The sequence below is a fragment of the Ruegeria sp. CH11 genome (genome assembly GCF_056537105.1).
Genome location: NZ_JBQFQX010000009.1, coordinates 133,897 through 150,260 on the forward strand (window position 1 = coordinate 133,897; position 16,364 = coordinate 150,260).

16 protein-coding genes are annotated in these 16,364 nt (G+C 58.7%); 7 read left to right on the forward strand and 9 right to left on the reverse strand.

Annotated features, from left to right (window positions below; genetic code table 11):
- Positions 1–5 precede the first annotated feature (5 nt).
- The 4 genes from msrA to ACR0LX_RS15115 all read right to left on the reverse strand — a co-directional run bounded on the left by msrA (position 6) and on the right by ACR0LX_RS15115 (position 3,270).
- The gene (gene msrA / locus ACR0LX_RS15100) at positions 6–515 is read right to left on the reverse strand and encodes a peptide-methionine (S)-S-oxide reductase MsrA (RefSeq protein ID WP_480784419.1); all 510 of its coding nucleotides are present in this window, start codon (positions 513–515) and stop codon (positions 6–8) included.
- Positions 512–961: a peptide-methionine (R)-S-oxide reductase MsrB gene (gene msrB, locus ACR0LX_RS15105; protein WP_480577387.1), complete on the reverse strand. Its 450-nt coding sequence runs from the start codon at positions 959–961 to the stop codon at positions 512–514. The genes msrA and msrB overlap by 4 nt, the downstream gene beginning before the upstream one ends.
- 113 nt (positions 962–1,074) lie before the next feature.
- A complete protein-coding gene (locus tag ACR0LX_RS15110) occupies positions 1,075–1,962 on the reverse strand; it encodes a DMT family transporter (protein WP_480784420.1) in 888 nt (295 codons plus the stop codon).
- A 216-nt stretch (positions 1,963–2,178) separates the two neighbouring features.
- Positions 2,179–3,270: an NAD(P)/FAD-dependent oxidoreductase gene (locus ACR0LX_RS15115; protein WP_480784421.1), complete on the reverse strand. Its 1,092-nt coding sequence runs from the start codon at positions 3,268–3,270 to the stop codon at positions 2,179–2,181.
- 86 nt (positions 3,271–3,356) lie between these two features.
- Between ACR0LX_RS15115 and ACR0LX_RS15120 the strand changes: the two genes are divergently transcribed.
- Positions 3,357–3,704: a winged helix-turn-helix transcriptional regulator gene (locus ACR0LX_RS15120; RefSeq protein WP_480784422.1), complete on the forward strand. Its 348-nt coding sequence runs from the start codon at positions 3,357–3,359 to the stop codon at positions 3,702–3,704.
- Between the two features lie 187 nt (positions 3,705–3,891).
- Here the strand turns inward: ACR0LX_RS15120 and ACR0LX_RS15125 are convergent, their stop codons facing one another.
- From ACR0LX_RS15125 to ade, 3 genes are all read right to left on the reverse strand, one after another.
- The gene (locus tag ACR0LX_RS15125; protein ID WP_170716872.1) at positions 3,892–4,179 is read right to left on the reverse strand and encodes an HU family DNA-binding protein; all 288 of its coding nucleotides are present in this window, start codon (positions 4,177–4,179) and stop codon (positions 3,892–3,894) included.
- Positions 4,180–4,309: 130 nt separating this feature from the next.
- Positions 4,310–5,770 carry an AMP nucleosidase gene (locus tag ACR0LX_RS15130; protein ID WP_480784423.1) on the reverse strand — a complete coding sequence of 487 codons (1,461 nt, stop codon included), beginning with the start codon at positions 5,768–5,770 and terminating at the stop codon, positions 4,310–4,312.
- Complete coding sequence (ade, locus tag ACR0LX_RS15135; RefSeq protein ID WP_480784424.1) at positions 5,767–7,569, reverse strand: adenine deaminase; 1,803 nt, start codon at positions 7,567–7,569, stop codon at positions 5,767–5,769. The genes ACR0LX_RS15130 and ade overlap by 4 nt, the downstream gene beginning before the upstream one ends.
- 157 nt (positions 7,570–7,726) lie before the next feature.
- Between ade and ACR0LX_RS15140 the strand changes: the two genes are divergently transcribed.
- Positions 7,727–8,155, forward strand: a complete 429-nt coding sequence (locus ACR0LX_RS15140; protein ID WP_480784425.1) for a VOC family protein — start codon at positions 7,727–7,729, stop codon at positions 8,153–8,155.
- Between the two features lie 16 nt (positions 8,156–8,171).
- Here ACR0LX_RS15140 and ACR0LX_RS15145 read toward each other — a convergent pair whose 3' ends face one another.
- The gene (locus ACR0LX_RS15145) at positions 8,172–9,047 is read right to left on the reverse strand and encodes a LysR substrate-binding domain-containing protein (RefSeq protein WP_480784426.1); all 876 of its coding nucleotides are present in this window, start codon (positions 9,045–9,047) and stop codon (positions 8,172–8,174) included.
- A gap of 119 nt (positions 9,048–9,166) precedes the next feature.
- Here ACR0LX_RS15145 and ACR0LX_RS15150 point away from each other — a divergent pair, with 119 nt between their 5' ends.
- Complete coding sequence (locus ACR0LX_RS15150; RefSeq protein WP_480784427.1) at positions 9,167–9,922, forward strand: class II aldolase and adducin N-terminal domain-containing protein; 756 nt, start codon at positions 9,167–9,169, stop codon at positions 9,920–9,922.
- A 28-nt stretch (positions 9,923–9,950) separates the two neighbouring features.
- A complete protein-coding gene (locus ACR0LX_RS15155) occupies positions 9,951–10,943 on the forward strand; it encodes a sterol desaturase family protein (RefSeq protein ID WP_480784428.1) in 993 nt (330 codons plus the stop codon).
- Between the two features lie 19 nt (positions 10,944–10,962).
- On the opposite strand, the gene ACR0LX_RS15160 is transcribed toward ACR0LX_RS15155, so the two are convergent.
- Positions 10,963–11,595 (reverse strand): class I SAM-dependent DNA methyltransferase, encoded by a 633-nt coding sequence (locus tag ACR0LX_RS15160; protein ID WP_480784436.1) that lies wholly within the window; start codon positions 11,593–11,595, stop codon positions 10,963–10,965.
- A gap of 86 nt (positions 11,596–11,681) precedes the next feature.
- Here ACR0LX_RS15160 and ACR0LX_RS15165 point away from each other — a divergent pair, with 86 nt between their 5' ends.
- From ACR0LX_RS15165 to katG, 3 genes are all read left to right on the forward strand, one after another.
- Positions 11,682–12,542, forward strand: coding sequence for an SDR family oxidoreductase (locus ACR0LX_RS15165; protein ID WP_480784429.1), 861 nt, complete (start codon positions 11,682–11,684; stop codon positions 12,540–12,542).
- The gene (locus ACR0LX_RS15170) at positions 12,542–13,525 is read left to right on the forward strand and encodes a glycosyltransferase (protein ID WP_480784430.1); all 984 of its coding nucleotides are present in this window, start codon (positions 12,542–12,544) and stop codon (positions 13,523–13,525) included. The genes ACR0LX_RS15165 and ACR0LX_RS15170 overlap by 1 nt, the downstream gene beginning before the upstream one ends.
- Positions 13,526–13,830: 305 nt before the next feature.
- On the forward strand, positions 13,831–16,032 hold the full coding sequence (gene katG, locus ACR0LX_RS15175; RefSeq protein WP_480784431.1) for a catalase/peroxidase HPI: 2,202 nt from the start codon (positions 13,831–13,833) through the stop codon (positions 16,030–16,032).
- The last annotated feature ends 332 nt before the right edge of the window (positions 16,033–16,364 follow it).

Consider the following 16,364-nt stretch of genomic DNA (forward strand, 5'->3'; position numbering starts at 1 on the left):
GCCGATTACTCCGCCGCGTCGCGTTTGGGCAGAACCCAATCGGCGCGTGGGAAATGGCAGGTATAGCCGTTGGGAATACGCTCGAGGTAATCCTGATGTTCGGGCTCGGCCTCCCAAAAGTCGCCCACGGGTTCGACCTCGGTCACGACGCGCCCGGGCCATAGGCCGCTGGCATTCACGTCCGCGATCGTATCCTCTGCCACCTGTTTCTGAGCGTCATCGACGTAGTAGATCGCAGACCGATAGCTCATGCCACGGTCATTGCCTTGACGGTTCAGCGTGGTGGGGTCGTGGATCTGGAAGAAAAATTCCAGCAGTTGGCGATAGGATTTCTGCGCCGGGTCGAACCAGATCTCGATCCCTTCGGCATGGGTTCCGTGGTTGCGATAGGTGGCGTTGGGCACATCGCCGCCGGTATAGCCGACGCGCGTGCGGCCCACGCCGGGCAGCTTTCGGATCAGATCCTGCATGCCCCAAAAGCAGCCCCCTGCAAGTACAGCACGGTCTTCGGTCATTGGATATCCTCCACATGAATCAGGTATTCGCCGTATCCTTCGGCCTCCATCGCGTCACGATGAATGAACCGCAGGGCGGCAGAATTGATGCAATAGCGCAGCCCGCCATGTTCGCGCGGACCGTCGGGAAAGACGTGCCCAAGATGGCTGTCGCCATGTTTTGAGCGGACCTCGGTTCGGATCATGCCCAGAGTGCGATCTTCCAGCTCTTCCACATGCTCGTGGACAATCGGCTTGGTAAAACTGGGCCAGCCGCAACCGGATTCGTACTTGTGGGTCGAGGCAAACAAAGGCTCGCCCGAGACGATATCGACATAGATACCCGGTTCCTTGTTGCCCAGCAGCTTGCCGGTGCCGGGACGCTCGGTGCCGCTGCGCTGGGTGACGTGAAACTCTTCGGCTGAGAGGGCGGCAATGGCCTTGGGGTCTTTGGTATAGCGGGTCATGGCTCCTCCGACATTTTGGTCCGGTCAGTATGTGGGCATGGTGGTGCGGAAATCAAAATCATATTTCAACGGGATCGCGCGCTTGTGCAAATTCATCGCTGGCGCGCCAGCCGTCAGGTCGAGGTTTTGTCGCGCGGATCGGGTTGCCGCGACAGTTGGACGATCAGGATACCCAGAGTTGTGATTGCAACGCCGACAATATCCCATGGCCCTAGCGTTTCGCCCAAAAGTGCCGCCGCGATTGCGACGCCAAAGATTGGGTTGAGGAAGTGGAATGTCGCCGCGCGGATGGCGCCGATTCGGTTCAACAGCAAGAACCATATCAGCGTGGCGAGCAGTCCGGGGAACAGGGTTGTGTAGGCAAAGGCCAGGACCCAGATCGTGTTCGGGTGAATGTAAATGGTTTCGAACATTGGGGCTGCCAGGAACAAGATGGCCGACCCGACCAGCATCTGAAGCCCAACAACCATCATGAAGTTCCCACCCGATGTCGCACCGCGCACCGCCATTGTGGCAAAGGTCAACGCCAGTGCCCCCAGCCCGCACAATGCAACGCCGAACAGATCAACCCCGGCATTGATCCGGCTGCCCATGATCAGGGCGACCCCGACAAACCCGGCGAACAAACCGGCGGTGCCAACAGCGCGCAGTTTTTCACCCAGCAGGACCCAGCTGGCCAGCGCGACAAGCAGAGGCATGGTGGAGGCGATGATTGCAGCGACCGAAGCCTCGATTGATTGCATCGCGTAGAAATTCAGACCCAAATAAAGGGCGTTCTGGCAGATCCCGAACAGGATTGTGGCCCGCCACTGATCACGCGTCAGATGCCAGCTCTGCCCCATTGCCCGGGCGATTGCCACGCCAATCAAGCCCGAGATCAGAAATCGGAGCGCCAGTGAAAACAGCGGCGAGGCATCTGCCACGATGATCCGCGCCGAAGTGAAGGCGGAAGACCAGATAAAGGCAAAAACAAGCCCCATGGCGATGGCGCGCAAGTCCATTCCGGCCTCCTGTTGAATTGGCCGGATGTTTTCAAATTCCGGCAGTATCGCAAGCGGCAGGCTTATAGAAACCTCTGTGTCGATTCAAGAAGTTGACGTTTCCAGGGAACTGCAGGCCGCAGTTATGTTGAAACTGGTCAAAACGTCGTCGGCGCGGGCGCGTGCCCAGCCACGAAGCCCTGCCCGAGCACGCCCTGCTTGCGCAGCGGAACGAATCTATTTGCCCTTGATCTGCAATCCAAAAGCCCGTCGGTATTTGGGAATGAACAGGTCCTTCCCTTTCATCTTTCGGGTGATCCAGTCTCCTACCGTCGCGAAAAGCCAGCTGTTGCCGATGATCGGACCCAGCGGTATCAGAATGGGCGCTGTCTTCCATGGGATATAGGGTTTCTGGCTCTCAACCGACGCTCCCTGCAACACGTTCTTGAGTGTCTTGATAAGCCAAGGGTTTTGCCGGGTTGTTGCGACTATTGTCATGTTGTCACCAACGTCGGCGATGTCGCCAGCGACGAAGACGTTTGGGTAGTCTGAAGGCCGCAACCATTTGTCAGTCTTGACCCGACCCATAGACCCGGTGGTCGCGCCCGGTAGGCTTTGCGCCAAGGATGATAGAGGTTTTGACCCAATCACCGGGAAAACAAGATCAGCAGAGATAACCCGGCCGTCCGTCAAGGTAACGGTACCTTTGTAGGGCTGATCGGAATGGCGTAGATCCTGCACTCGTTGACCCAAAACAACAGAAACGCCCAGTGATTCCAGTTTGCGTCTAAGCTGAGCGCCCAACCGGGCCGGGTACATCGGAAACAGAGTATCATCCGACGAAATCAATGTGATGGACTTATCGGGCTGCGCCGCGGCGATCTCGCCTGCAAGTTCTGTCCCGACAGCGCCTGCGCCGACAATTGCGACCGATTTCGCCTCGGCCAGCTGCGTGCTGACTTTCGCGCTGGCTAGGCGGAAATCGGCAATGCTATCGCCTGACGGTTTGAATGGAGCGGCATAGGCGGACCCTGTGGCAATCACGATATAGTCTGCCGGATACACTGCGCCCGAGGCCAATGTGACCTCGGATTGCGTCACAGATACAGCGCGACCGTGAACAACTTTTCCTGACGTCAGCAGGTTGTCGTAGGGCAGAATGATTTGATCCAGCAACTCAGGGTCTACAAGCGCGCGGATCGACGCCGGCGGTTGAACGAAAGCCTCGCGTTGTTCGATCAGGGTGATGTCTGCGTAGGCATCCAGCTTTTGGGCGACTTCGAACCCGACATACCCGCCCCCAATGATAACGACTTTCTGCTTGCCCATCGGACCCCCCATTGCGGCACAGTGATCTGAAAGCTAGTTAGTTTTGTGTGATCAAACCAGCAAGTACTGTCATTGAGGATACTGCTATGAAACAGGGTGAGTTGGAGGAACACTGCCAAATCGAAGCGCTGATCTCAGCCATTTCAGGGCGCTGGAAGCTGTTGATTATCTACTGGCTTGCGCAAGGAGATTGCCGGTTCAATCAACTTCAGCGCAACCTTGGGCGGATCACTCATCGCACGTTGACGCGCCAACTCACCGAACTGCAAGAGATTGGGTTTGTGGCGCGCAAGGACTTCAAAACCATTCCTCCGCACGTTGAATACTCACTTACTCCGTTCGGCCAAAGCTTGATCCCGCTGCTTTATGAGATGCATGGATGGGCAGTACAGAACGCGGATAAATTGCCAAGCCCCAAGGACTATCCAAAATAGTTTGCGCGAATGGGCGGTAGGACGCGGGGCGAATGTGGTCGCGTCGTTCTGGGGTTGGTTAACTCAGACGTTGGCACGGGCCAAAGCACTATTCGCGTTGGTCCCTACACGAGCTCATCTCTGCAAAAAGCAAAAAGAAAAGGGCCCCCCAAAGGCGGCCCTCAATCGCTTACAGAAAAGACTGAAATCAGCCGTTCACGCTGTCTTTCAGCGCTTTGGCGATGGTCATTTTCACCACTTTGTCAGCTTCTTTCTTGAACTGTTCACCAGTGGCGGGGTTGCGCACCATACGCTCGGGGCGTTCGCGGCAGTAGATTTTGCCGACGCCAGGCAGGGTCACCGCGCCACCAGCGGATACTTCGCGGGTGATCAGGCCGGTGATGGCCTCCAATGCGCCATTCGCGGCCTTCTTGTCGGTTCCCATTTCCTCAGCGAGAGCAGCAACCAGCTGAGTCTTTGTCATAGGCTTTGCCATTTCTTGGTCTCCTTAACGTGCCCGATAAATAGGGCCTCACCGCGTAACTGTAACGGGATATTGTGGTTGAACACAACGAATAGTAGCGCTGAAAACCCTAAAAATATGGGGAAATCGTTGCTTTTTTGCGTCAGAGGAAGGCCGTTTCGTCGAATGAACGCAATTTCCGGCTGTGCAAACGCTCCAGCGGCATGCCGCGCAGGTGCTCCATTGCCCGAATTCCGATCGCCAGATGGCGGCTGACCTGCGTTGTATAGAAGGCCGAGGCCATACCTGGCAACTTCAATTCACCGTGCAGGGGCTTGTCCGAGACACAAAGCAGCGTGCCGTAGGGGACGCGGAACCGATAGCCGTTTGCCGCGATGGTTGCGCTTTCCATGTCCAGTGCGATAGCGCGCGACTGGCTGAGGCGTTGGACCGGCCCGGACTGGTCACGCAACTCCCAGTTGCGGTTGTCGACCGAGGCCACGGTGCCGGTGCGCATAATCCGCTTCAGTTCATAGCCGTCCAGTTCGGTCACCTCGGCCACGGCTTTTTCCAGGGCCACCTGCACTTCGGCCAATGGCGGGATGGGAACCCAAACCGGCAGGTCGTCATCCAGCACCTTGTCCTCGCGCAGATAGGCATGGGCCAGCACGAAGTCACCCAGCGCCTGCGTGTTGCGCAGCCCGGCGCAATGGCCAACCATCAGCCAGGCATGCGGGCGTAGCACGGCGATGTGATCTGTAGCGGTTTTGGCATTCGACGGCCCAACGCCGATATTGACCAGCGTAATCCCCGACCCGTCTGCGCGTTTCAGGTGATAAGTCGGCATCTGCGGCAGCTTCAGCGGTTGTTCCAAGGGCGCTTCGGCGTCCGAGATCTCGACATTCCCGGTCGAAACAAAGCTGGTGTAGCCACTTTCGGGATCGGCGAGCTGTTCACGGGCGTAATTCTCGAACTCAGAGACATAGAATTGGTAGTTCGTGAACAGAACGTGGTTCTGGAAATGGCTGGGATCGGTCGCTGTATAATGCGACAGGCGCGCAAGCGAATAGTCGACGCGCTGGGCGGTGAACAGGGCAAGCGGACCGTCCTCGTCCACGTCATCGACGCCATTGACGATGTCATCGTTTGTGGTCGTGAGATCGGGCACGTCAAAGACGTCGCGCAGCGTGAATCCGGCGGCCCCCTGCTGTGGCACATGCAGGTCCGGGTTGCCCGCAACTGCGAAATGGACCGGGATGGGCGTGTCGGACGCCCCGATGGTCACCGGTTGGTCATGGTTCCGGATCAACAAGGCAATCTGCTGTGTCAGATAGGACCGGAACAGATCGGGCCGGGTGACCGTGGTTGCGTGGCTACCGGGTTCGGACACATGGCCAAAGCTCAGACGGCTGTCCACCTGCGCATAAGACGAGGTCTTGATGCGGATTTCCGGGTAATAGGCCCGGTAGCGCGCCTTGGGGGTGCCGTCCTGCATTGCTTCGGTAAAGCTGTCGCACAGGAACCGGGTCGCTTGCTCATAAAGCTCTTCCAGTCGGGCCACGGCGGCCTCGGGGTCGGTAAACTGCTCGGGTTTAGGGGTATCGGGTGTTTTTATTGTTGTCATGCAAGTGGTTCCAGAAGATCGATCTTTTCAAAGGTGCGCACATCCACAAGGCCAAGGTCTGAAATCCGCAGTTCCGGGATCACGACCAGAGCCAATAGGGAATGCTGCATATACGCGTTGTTCAATTGACAGCCGCAGGCTTGCATCGCCTCGACCATCTTGTCTGCCTTGGCGGCAACCTGCGCTGCAGGGCTGTCGGACATGAGGCCGGCAATCGGCAATTCGACCAGCGCCAGTTCCTTGCCGTCGCGGAAGATTGTGATGCCGCCGCCCACCTCGGCCAGCCGATTTGCGGCCAATGCCATCTGGTCGCGGTCGGTTCCGACCACAATCATGTGGTGGCTGTCATGGGCCACGGTTGAGGCCATCGCCATCTTGCCCTGATAGCCAAAGCCCGAGACAAAGGCGTTTGTCACCCCGCCCGTCGCCTTGTGCCGTTCCACCAGAGCAATCTGGCAGACATCGCCTTCACCTTCAACGAGCCCCTCGATGATCGGCAACTCGGCTTTCAGGGCCTTGGTCGGCGCTTGGTTTTCCACGACGCCGATCACATTGGCCTGAACGCGATTGGCCCCCTGCGGCGCTGCGATCTCGAAATCGGTCGCGCTCAGCGCGTGCCCCAGATGCACCGTATTGCGGGCGGTGTCCGGCCAGTTCAGATGAGGGCAATCCACCGTTATGGTCCCATTTTCCGCTACAATCTGCCCGCGCGCGATGACCTGTTCGATGGGCAGATCGATCAGATCGGAACTGAGGATGATGTCCGCACGTCGCCCCGGGGTGATCGAGCCGATCTCGCGCTCTAGCCCGAAATGTGTCGCGGTGTTGATGGTCGCCATCTGCAAGGCGATCAGCGGGTCACATCCGCAGGCGATCGCGTGTCGGACCACGCGGTTCATATGTCCGTCATTGACCAGTGTGCCCGAGTGGCAATCATCCGTACACAAGATGAAACTGCGCGGGTCCAGCCCCTTTTCGGTCACCGCCGTGATCTGGCTTTCCACATCGTACCAGGCGGAACCCAGCCGCATCATAGACCGCATCCCCTGGCGGACCCGTGCGACGGCGTCGGCCTCGCAGGTGCCTTCGTGATCGTCAGCAGGGCCACCGGCAACATAAGCAGCGAAATCAGGCCCTAAATCAGGCGAAGCATAGTGTCCGCCGACGGTTTTTCCGGCCCGTTGGGTGGCTGCAATCTCAGCCAGCATCTTTGGATCGCCATGGATGACACCGGGAAAATTCATCATCTCGCCAAGACCGATGATCCCCGGCCAGTTCATCGCCTCGGCCACATCCTCGGGGGTGATTTCATAGCCCGTGGTTTCCAGCCCAGGTGCCGAGGGCGCGCAAGACGGCATCTGAGTGAAGATATTCACCGGCTGCATCATCGCCTCGTCATGCATCATGCGTACGCCGTTCAATCCCAACACGTTGGCAATCTCGTGCGGGTCGGTGAACATCGAGGTCGTGCCATGCGGGATCACCGCGCGTGCAAATTCGGCCGGGGTCAACATGCCGGATTCGATATGCATATGTGCATCGCACAGCCCGGGGACCATAAACCGGCCCCGCGCCTCGATCATCTGGGTGTCAGGTCCGATGCAGTGCTTGGCGCTGGGCCCGACAAAGGCGATGCGCCCGGCCGCGATGGCGATGTCGTGTTCCGGCAGCGTTTCGCGGCTGTGAACATTGACCCATGTGCCGCCACGAATCACCAGTTCGGCGGCCTCACGACCGGCGGCAACTGCAATCAAACGGGGGGCGGTATCGGGCCAGCTGGGAAAAGGTGTGTATTCCATGACCCAACTTTCCTCAATGCGTTGGAAGGTGCAACCCCTGCCGACGCGGTATCGTGAAACTGTCATGGAGCGGTTTGAAAACGGGTCAAGCCCATGACAAGTCACGCGGCCCGGGATTGGGTTGCCAGATGGCAAGTCCGCGGGCCAATCTGCAAGAATGGACTACGACGAAATTGATGCCGAGGGATTCGGCCGCAGTCTTCGCGGTATCGGGGTGAACCTTTTGGTCCGCGACGTGCTGGCGCTATGCGCGTTTCTTGACCGGGTTTTTGGTATGACGGCCCACCAGCCGACGCGAGACTTTGCGATTGTTCGCTATGGCGATCAGGTTTTTCAGCTGCATGCGGATGGCACCTATCACAGCAATCCCTTGTTGGGGCTGTTGCCGGAATCCCCTCCGCGCGGGACAGGGATCGAGATCAGGCTGTACGAGACTGATCCGGACGAAGCCGTCGACCGCGCCAAAGCCGCAGGTGCCACGATCCTGCAACCGGCGACCAACAAGCCACATGGCCTGCGCGAGGCCTACATTCTGTGTGAAAACGGCTATGCCTGGGTTCCAAGCCGCCCCAAGGACCCGGCGTGACGTCGCCTGTGGCGCATCAGGTTGTTTGGGATTTGGCGAACTGACCTCTGATCCAATCCGCGAAGGCCAACGCACCGGGTGTTTCTTCCGCTTGTGGTGACAGCAACAGGTAATATGCCTCGGGCATTGGTGCGCGATGTTCGAACGGACTGACCAGGCGACCCTGCGCAATCAGATCTTCTGCAATGGCATCATGGGCGAGGCACAACCCGCCGCCCGCCATTGTGGCAGACAGGCAGACAAGGTAGGTCGTGGCGTAGGTAATTGACGGACTTTCCCAATTTAGAGCCTGATCTTCCGCCCAGCTTGCCCAATTGGACAGCAGGTTCGAGCAATCGAACAGAGGCTGTCTTTGCAGGTTGTCCAGCGTGACCTCATATCCCGGTGCGCAGACCGGATAATAGTGATCGGTGAGCAAAAGCTCGGTCCGCACCGTGTCGGCCGGGCGCAGCGAATAGCGGATTTCGACTGCGGCCCCTTCCGCCATCTCGCGCGGCTCCCACAGCTCGGTGAAGATGTTGAGGTGAACATCGGGATGCAACGCGCGAAACGCGGGCAGGCGCGGGGCCAGCCAATTGACCGCGAAGGTTATGTTGCACTGAACCTGAACCGCATTCTGTTGCGCACCTGTGACGGCTTGGGTTCCGCGCAACAGGGTTCTAAACGCCTCTCGCACCACAGGTAGGTAGGTGATCCCGCCTTCGGTCAGTTCCAGCGCCTTGGGTCGGCGCAGAAACAAGGGCTGACCCAGGTACCCTTCCAGCGATTTGATCTGCTGGCTGACTGCACTTTGCGTCATGTTCAGGTCGCGCGCGGCACCGGTGAACGACAGGTGCCTCGCCGCGGCCTCGAACGTGCGCAGCCAGCCCAGCGGAGGAAGCTTGTTTCGCATATGCATAATCTCAGCATTAGTTTAACTTATGGGATAGTTCGGTTTTTTTCGTTGGTCAAACGCGACTGTGGCGGGCACGATTTTGGCAACCCGCAGCCGAACCCCATAGGAGAGCCAGAATGACCGTTGCAAGCCTTCGCACCAATATCGACCATTGGCCCGAGCGTGTGGACATGGCTGCCGCGTTTCGCTGGACCGTGCGATTGAACATGCACGAGGCCGTGGCCAACCATTTCAGCCTTGCGGTGAACGAAGACGGGACGCAGTTCCTGATGAACCCCAACCAAATGCATTTTGCGCGTATTCGCGCCTCGGACCTGCTGCTGCTGGACGCCAATGACCCCGAAGTCATGGAACAGCCCGGTGCGCCGGATCCGACAGCCTGGGGGCTGCATGGTTCGATCCACCGTCATTGCCCGCATGCACGCTGTGTCATGCATGTGCACTCGATCTTTGCAACCGTTCTGGCCTCGCTGGCGGACAGCACATTGCCGCCGATCGATCAGAACACCGCGACCTTCTACAACCGCTATGTCGTCGACGACGCTTTTGGTGGTCTTGCGTTTGAAAGCGAGGGCGAGCGCTGTGCCTCAATGCTGTCGGACCCGAAGAAGAAGGTCATGATCATGGGCAATCACGGCGTGCTGGTGATCGGCAGCGATCCGGCAGATGCCTTTAATAGGCTCTATTATTTCGAGCGCGCGGCGGAAACTTATATCCGGGCATTGCAAACCGGGCAGCAACTGCGGGTGCTGTCGGACGAGATCGCCGAGAAAACCGCACAGGAATTGGATGACTATCCGGATCAGGCCGGATCGCATCTGCGCGAGATCAAGGCGCTGCTCGATGCCGAAGGCTCGGACTACGCCACCTGATAGACCGGTTAGGACAGGAGAATTGGCTGTGACGGATCACGCGCCGATGCAGGATATGAGCCGTGAGTGGAACTACCACCCGGATTTGCCGCTGCAAAACCCCTCGATCTTTCAATGGCCACTGCGGCCAGGCTTTTTGCTGGGCTGGGTTGTGCGCAACTGGCTTACGCTGAGCGAACGCGTGTTGATGGTGGGGCTGGCCATTCTCCTGTGGGCGTTTTTCTACCCCTCGCTCGAGACCGCCAAGAATTTTGCGTTTGGTTGGATCTTTCAGATCTGGCTGGTGAATTTCATCATGATCTTCGCCGTTGCGGGCGGGCTGCACTGGTTTTTCTACATGCGCAAGGCGCAGGGGAAAAAGCTGAAATTCGAGCGGCGTGATCAAGGCAGGAACAACAAGCTGTGGAATTTCAGTGATCAGGTTCTGGATAACATGTTCTGGTCGCTGGGCTCGGGCGTAATGCAGCTGACGGGTTTTCAAGCCGTGACCATGTGGTTGATGGCCAATGGCTATGCGCCGGTGATCACATTTGCAGATAACCCGGTTTGGTTCATCCTGTGGCTGATCCTCCTGCCGATGTGGTCAGCCTTTCACTTCTATTGGGTACACCGCCTGCTGCATCAGCCGTTTTTGTACAAAAAGGTCCACAGCCTGCACCACCGCAACGTCAATATCGGGCCATGGTCTGGCTTTTCCATGCACCCGGTCGAGCATTTCTTTTACCTCAGCACCTTGTGCATTCACTGGATCGTACCCTCGCACCCGATTCACCTGTACTTCCACATCGTGTTTCAGGGGCCGGGTGCGGCGATGACGCACACAGGCTATGAGGAGTTGCTGGTAAAGGACAAAAAGCGACTGGCGCTTGGGACCTTCTATCATCAGCTGCACCACCGTTACTACGAATGTAACTACGGCAATCAGGAGATGCCGTGGGACCGTTGGTTCGGCACGTTCCACGATGGCTCGCCCGAGGCAACCGCCGAGACGCGGGCGCGAAAGAAACGCATGTTTGGCTGAGGAGACAACGCCGCGAGGCCTACGCCTTTTCGAACAGCGCGATCAGCGCGGCGTCATCTTTGTTCGGGCCAGCAGCAAGATCGCCATAGATGCGAACCTCGGACAGGGTCAGATGCTGAATCCGGCCCCGTTCCAAATCCCGCAGCGCATCGGCAAATCCCAGGTTTTCATAATGCTTGGCGTTTATCGACAATGCGAATTGCGCCCCATGACGTGCGACACGCAGAAGCGCAGGCAAAACATCGGGGCCCAGGTGACCATGGGTGAACGTTCCCGATGACACGACGCCGGAATAGCTGTCGCGCGGAACCGGAATCCCTTGGTTCAGATCCGCCTCGATCGCGTCACGATAGACATCCTTTCGCATCGCCTGGTCCAGCATCTCGGCGCTGATATCGGTAGCATCAATCGGGCCGACTCCAAGTCCGGCCAAAACCGCTCCGCACAGCCCGGTTCCGGCCCCCACATCCAGCACCGGGCCTTGGCCGCCTGCGCTGACAAAGGCGCGCGCGGTGTGGATGTGCAATTGGTAATCCTCGCGCGCGGCAAAACTGGCGTCATAGTCCCGTGCCCACTCGGCATAGAGCTGTTTGTTCTCTTCTGGCGAGGTCAGCGAATAAGCGGTGTGCAGGTCGGTGGGTTTGCTGGTCATGACCCATTGAACGCGCATCGGCGGATTCGAATCAAGTGTCACCTTCTGCGCTTGCATCCCGGCGCGCGTCCCCGCATCAAGGGGGCATGACCGGCACTCTTTTTACCTTCGGCCACGGCTATTCGGCCAGAGCACTGTCACGCCGCCTTGCACCGCAGGGCTGGCGGATGATCGGAACTTCGCGCGACACAGGCCATCTTGAGGGTATTCGCGCCTCGGGGGCGGAACCGTTGATCTGGCCGGGGCAGGCACCGGATCTGGAGGGGGTGACCCACCTGCTGATCTCGACAGCGCCGACCGAAGACGGAGATCCGGTTCTGTCTGAATTGCGCGATCAGATCGCGGCGCGAGCCGGGCAGTTTGATTGGGTCGGCTATCTGTCAACAACAGCGGTCTATGGCGATCACCAAGGCGATTGGGTCGACGAAACAACACCACCTGCGCCAACCGCCAAACGCGGGCATTGGCGGGTGCGAGCTGAAAACCAATGGTCCGAGATCCCGGACCTGCCTCTGCACATCTTTCGCCTGGCCGGCATATACGGCCCCGGGCGCGGGCCGTTTTCCAAGCTGAGACGCGGCGGTCTGCGGCGGATTATCAAGCCGGGGCAGGTGTTTTCCCGCATCCACGTCGAGGATATCGCGCAGGTACTGGCAGCTTCGATGGCACAGCCGAACCCCGGCGCGATCTACAATGTTTGCGATGATGAGCCCGTGCCGCCTCAGGACGTGATCGGATATGCCGCCCAGCTTCAGGGCCTGCCGATGCCGCCTGCCGTGCCGTTCGATGAGGCCGACCTGACCCCGATGGCGCGCAGTTTTTACAACGAAAACAAGCGGGTCCGGAATGAGCGGATCAAATCGGAACTGGGTGTTTCCTTGATCTACCCGAATTATCGCGTGGGCCTTGAGGCTTTGATGCGCGAAAACGCTGCGGGCGCGATCTGATGACGGATCGGTCCGGGCATTTGACCATTACGGTTTCGACGTTGACCCGGCAGCGTCCGGACATGCTGGAGGCATTGCTGCGCAGTTGGGCCGCGCTGACTGTCCCCGCCGGATGTGCGGTCCGGTTTCTGGTGGTTGAGAATGACACCAGTGCCGACAGCGAATCCGTGCTGCGCAAGATGGCAGAGTCTTTTCCTGATGTGACCCCGGTCGATTATGTGCTCGAGCCCGAATTGGGCATCCCGTTCGGGCGCAACCGTGCCGCGCGCGCGGCCATCGCCAACGGGTCGGATCTGTTGTGTTTTGTTGACGATGACGAAGTTGTCGCGCAGGACTGGCTGGATCGTCTGGTTGCCGGATACCGGGCCAGTTCGGCGGTATTGTTGGGGGCACCGCTGCGGGCGGCAGAACCGGCCGGAGACGAGACTGCGGCGCAGCGCCTGATGCTGCGCAATATCAGCAATCGCTATCTGGAAAAGGAAAAGGCCGCCGCCCGACGTTCCAGCCTGAGCGACACCGGCGGTGTCACTATTGTCACCAATAACTGGCTGGCCGAAACGCGCTTGTTCAGCGATGTTGGTATTTGGTTCGACGAAACCATGCGTATGACCGGCGGTACGGACGCAAAATTCTACGCCGAAACTGTTGCCAAAGGGTTGCCTGTCGGCTGGGTGCCCGACGCCTTTGTCTATGAGACGGTGCCAACCTCAAGGTTGAGCTTTTGGTATCAAGCGGCGCGCGGGCGGGATCAGGCAAACACCCACATGCGCCGCAAGCTTGAGAATCGCCCGGTCAGCGCCGCGTTGGGGTTTCTGAGCGTTCCGTTCCGAATACTCGCTTTGTTGGCAGCCATCATTCTGATGCCGTTTCAGCCGGATCGCCGCTACATCCAGATTGCCCGGACAGCCGGTTGGCTTGTGGGCGTTCTGGGCATTCCGTTTGGGTATAAATCAGCGCTCTACCGCAAAGTCAGCGGTCACTGACGGCAACCTCGGTCAATTGCGACAATCCGCAAACAGCGCGCCCAGGATTGCGGCCAATGTGATAACTAAAATCTATTAATATTATCCAAAAACAAAACTTATTTGCATGGCTTTATCTTGCTATCGTCAGGACAGACAGGAAGAACGAGTCGCTGATGCATTTTCCGGCAAGTCCGCAACGCCCCTTAAACCCAAACGCGCTTGGCGCGTGGGTTTAACGTTGCCGGGATGTCATTCGGCCCCGTTACTCTTCTCGTATTTGACCGCGCGACGCTCAAGAACAGTAGCCAGGAATGGAGAAAGACATGGACGGAAGTGATACCCCAAACACGGGCGGTTGCCCGGTAATGCATGGCGCCGGAACCCGGTCGAACCGGGATTGGTGGCCCAATCAGCTGAACCTTTCCATCCTGCATCAGAATGCGCCCGCTTCGAATCCATTGGGCGAAGATTTCAACTATGCGGAAGCGTTCAAGAAGCTGGACTATAAAGCGCTGAAAGAGGACCTCTATGCGCTGATGACGGATTCGCAGGACTGGTGGCCTGCGGATTATGGCCATTATGGTGGTTTCTTCATCCGCATGGCGTGGCACAGCGCCGGAACCTATCGGACGGCGGATGGCCGTGGCGGTGCCTCGACCGGCAACCAGCGTTTTGCACCGCTCAACAGTTGGCCCGATAACGGCAACCTCGACAAGGCGCGCCGCCTGCTGTGGCCGATCAAGCAGAAATACGGCAACCAGATTTCCTGGGCTGACCTGATGATCCTGGCGGGCAACTGCGCCATCGAATCCATGGGCGGCAAGACGTTTGGCTTTGTCGGTGGCCGCGCGGATATCTGGGCCCCCGAGGAAGACATCTATTGGGGATCCGAGACCGACTGGCTGGCCCCCACGGACAATCCGCATAGCCGGTATTCAGGCGAACGCGATCTGGAAAACCCGCTCGCCGCCGTGCAAATGGGCCTGATCTACGTGAACCCCGAAGGCCCGGATGGAGAGCCCAATGTTCTGGCGTCGGGTCGTGATATCCGCGACACTTTTGGCCGGATGGCAATGAATGATGAGGAAACCGTGGCTCTGGTCGCGGGTGGCCATACCTTTGGCAAGGCACATGGTGCCGGAGATCCCGATCTGGTCGGCCCCGAACCCGAGGCGGCCCCGATCGAGGATATGGGCTTTGGCTGGATCAACAAATACGGCTCGGGCAAGGGTGACGACACCACGACCAGTGGCATCGAAGGCGCCTGGACCGCAAACCCGATCAAATGGGACAACGGCTATTTCGACCTGCTGTTCGGCTATGACTGGAACCTGACCAAAAGCCCCTCGGGCGCGTGGATCTGGGAGCCGGTGAACGTCAAGGAAGAAGACATGGCGCCGGCAGCGCATGATCCGTCCAAAAAGGTCAAGACCATGATGACCACTGCCGATATGGCGATGCGCATGGACCCGATCTATGGCCCGATCTCAAAACGCTTCCACGAGAACCCGGACGAGTTCGCCGATGCCTTCGCCCGCGCTTGGTTCAAGCTGACTCACCGCGATATGGGGCCGCGCGCGAACTATATTGGCGAGGAAGCCCCGACCGAAGAACTTCTGTGGCAAGACAATGTTCCCGCTGTGGATCACGATCTGGTCGACGAGGCCGATGTGGCCGATCTGAAATCCAAGATCGCGGCATCCGGCCTGTCGGTGTCTGAACTGGTCTCGACCGCTTGGGCCTCTGCCTCGACCTTCCGCGGGTCGGACAAGCGCGGTGGTGCCAACGGGGCCCGCATCCGCCTGGCACCGCAGAAAGACTGGGACGTGAACGAACCGATGAAGCTGGCCAAGGCGCTTGATGCTTTGGAAGGCGTTCAAAAAGCGTTCAACGAGGCCCAGTCGGGCAACAAGAAAGTGTCACTGGCTGACGTGATCGTACTGGCCGGCGCCGTCGGCATCGAACAGGCCGCCAAAGCCGGCGGTCAGGATGTTGAGGTCCCGTTCGCGCCGGGCCGCACCGACGCAACGCAGGATCAGACGGATGTGGATTCATTCGGTATGCTCGAACCTGCAGCCGACGGGTTTCGCAACTACCAGAAGTCCGAATTCACCGTCTCGCCCGAAGAGCTGCTCGTCGACAAGGCGCAATTGCTGACGCTGTCGGCACCGGAAATGACGGTGCTTGTCGGCGGGTTGCGTGTCTTGGGTGCAAACTTCGGTGATACCAAGCACGGTGTCCTCACCGATCGCGCCGGTACGCTCAGCAACGACTTCTTCACCAACTTGCTGGACATGCGTACCGAATGGAAGCCTGCTGGCAAAGGCGTGTATGAAGGCCGCGACCGCTCTAGCGGCGAGGTCAAATGGACCGGTACGCGCGTTGATCTGGTCTTTGGTTCGAACTCGCAATTGCGGGCGCTGGCCGAGGTCTATGCCCAGTCCGACGCCGAAGGCAAATTCGTCTGCGATTTTGTCTCGGCCTGGAACAAGGTGATGAACGCGGATCGGTTCGACCTGGTTTAATCGCGCCGAATACCTACAGGACGCCGCCTTGGGAAGCCTCGGCGGCGTTTTCTATAGGTGAGTCTGTCGGGCCGAACGCGATTCCACCTGTTCGCCCTGGTCTGAGCGTTTCAGACGGCGGGAAAACGCCCGTATTCTAAAGGTAACTTGTTGTTTTTATTAAGGTGGCGAAGAAACTGGTGGGAAATGTGAAGTTTTTTCAAATTGGGGGTTGCAGGTCTCAGACCTAATCCGTAAATACCCCTTCACCGGCGCTGGTGAGGCGGTTGGGACGCTGCGGTAGCGGTGGAGACACATCGGAGAGACGGTGGGCATCTGAGGTTAGGGTTTAG

Bases quoted from the DNA above. Each gene is read 5' to 3' on its own strand.
- ACR0LX_RS15120 (WP_480784422.1), top strand. From the start codon at position 3,357: ATGAAACAGGGTGAGTTGGAGGAACACTGCCAAATCGAAGCGCTGATC.
- ACR0LX_RS15150 (WP_480784427.1), top strand. From the start codon at position 9,167: ATGACCGTTGCAAGCCTTCGCACCAATATCGACCATTGGCCCGAGCGT.
- ACR0LX_RS15140 (WP_480784425.1), top strand. From the start codon at position 7,727: ATGGACTACGACGAAATTGATGCCGAGGGATTCGGCCGCAGTCTTCGC.
- ACR0LX_RS15160 (WP_480784436.1), bottom strand. From the start codon at position 11,595: ATGACCAGCAAACCCACCGACCTGCACACCGCTTATTCGCTGACCTCG.
- ACR0LX_RS15130 (WP_480784423.1), bottom strand. From the start codon at position 5,770: ATGACAACAATAAAAACACCCGATACCCCTAAACCCGAGCAGTTTACC.
- katG (WP_480784431.1), top strand. From the start codon at position 13,831: ATGGACGGAAGTGATACCCCAAACACGGGCGGTTGCCCGGTAATGCAT.
- ACR0LX_RS15170 (WP_480784430.1), top strand. From the start codon at position 12,542: ATGACGGATCGGTCCGGGCATTTGACCATTACGGTTTCGACGTTGACC.
- ACR0LX_RS15110 (WP_480784420.1), bottom strand. From the start codon at position 1,962: ATGGACTTGCGCGCCATCGCCATGGGGCTTGTTTTTGCCTTTATCTGG.
- msrB (WP_480577387.1), bottom strand. From the start codon at position 961: ATGACCCGCTATACCAAAGACCCCAAGGCCATTGCCGCCCTCTCAGCC.
- msrA (WP_480784419.1), bottom strand. From the start codon at position 515: ATGACCGAAGACCGTGCTGTACTTGCAGGGGGCTGCTTTTGGGGCATG.
- ACR0LX_RS15115 (WP_480784421.1), bottom strand. From the start codon at position 3,270: ATGGGCAAGCAGAAAGTCGTTATCATTGGGGGCGGGTATGTCGGGTTC.
- ACR0LX_RS15165 (WP_480784429.1), top strand. From the start codon at position 11,682: ATGACCGGCACTCTTTTTACCTTCGGCCACGGCTATTCGGCCAGAGCA.
- ade (WP_480784424.1), bottom strand. From the start codon at position 7,569: ATGGAATACACACCTTTTCCCAGCTGGCCCGATACCGCCCCCCGTTTG.
- ACR0LX_RS15125 (WP_170716872.1), bottom strand. From the start codon at position 4,179: ATGGCAAAGCCTATGACAAAGACTCAGCTGGTTGCTGCTCTCGCTGAG.
- ACR0LX_RS15145 (WP_480784426.1), bottom strand. From the start codon at position 9,047: ATGCGAAACAAGCTTCCTCCGCTGGGCTGGCTGCGCACGTTCGAGGCC.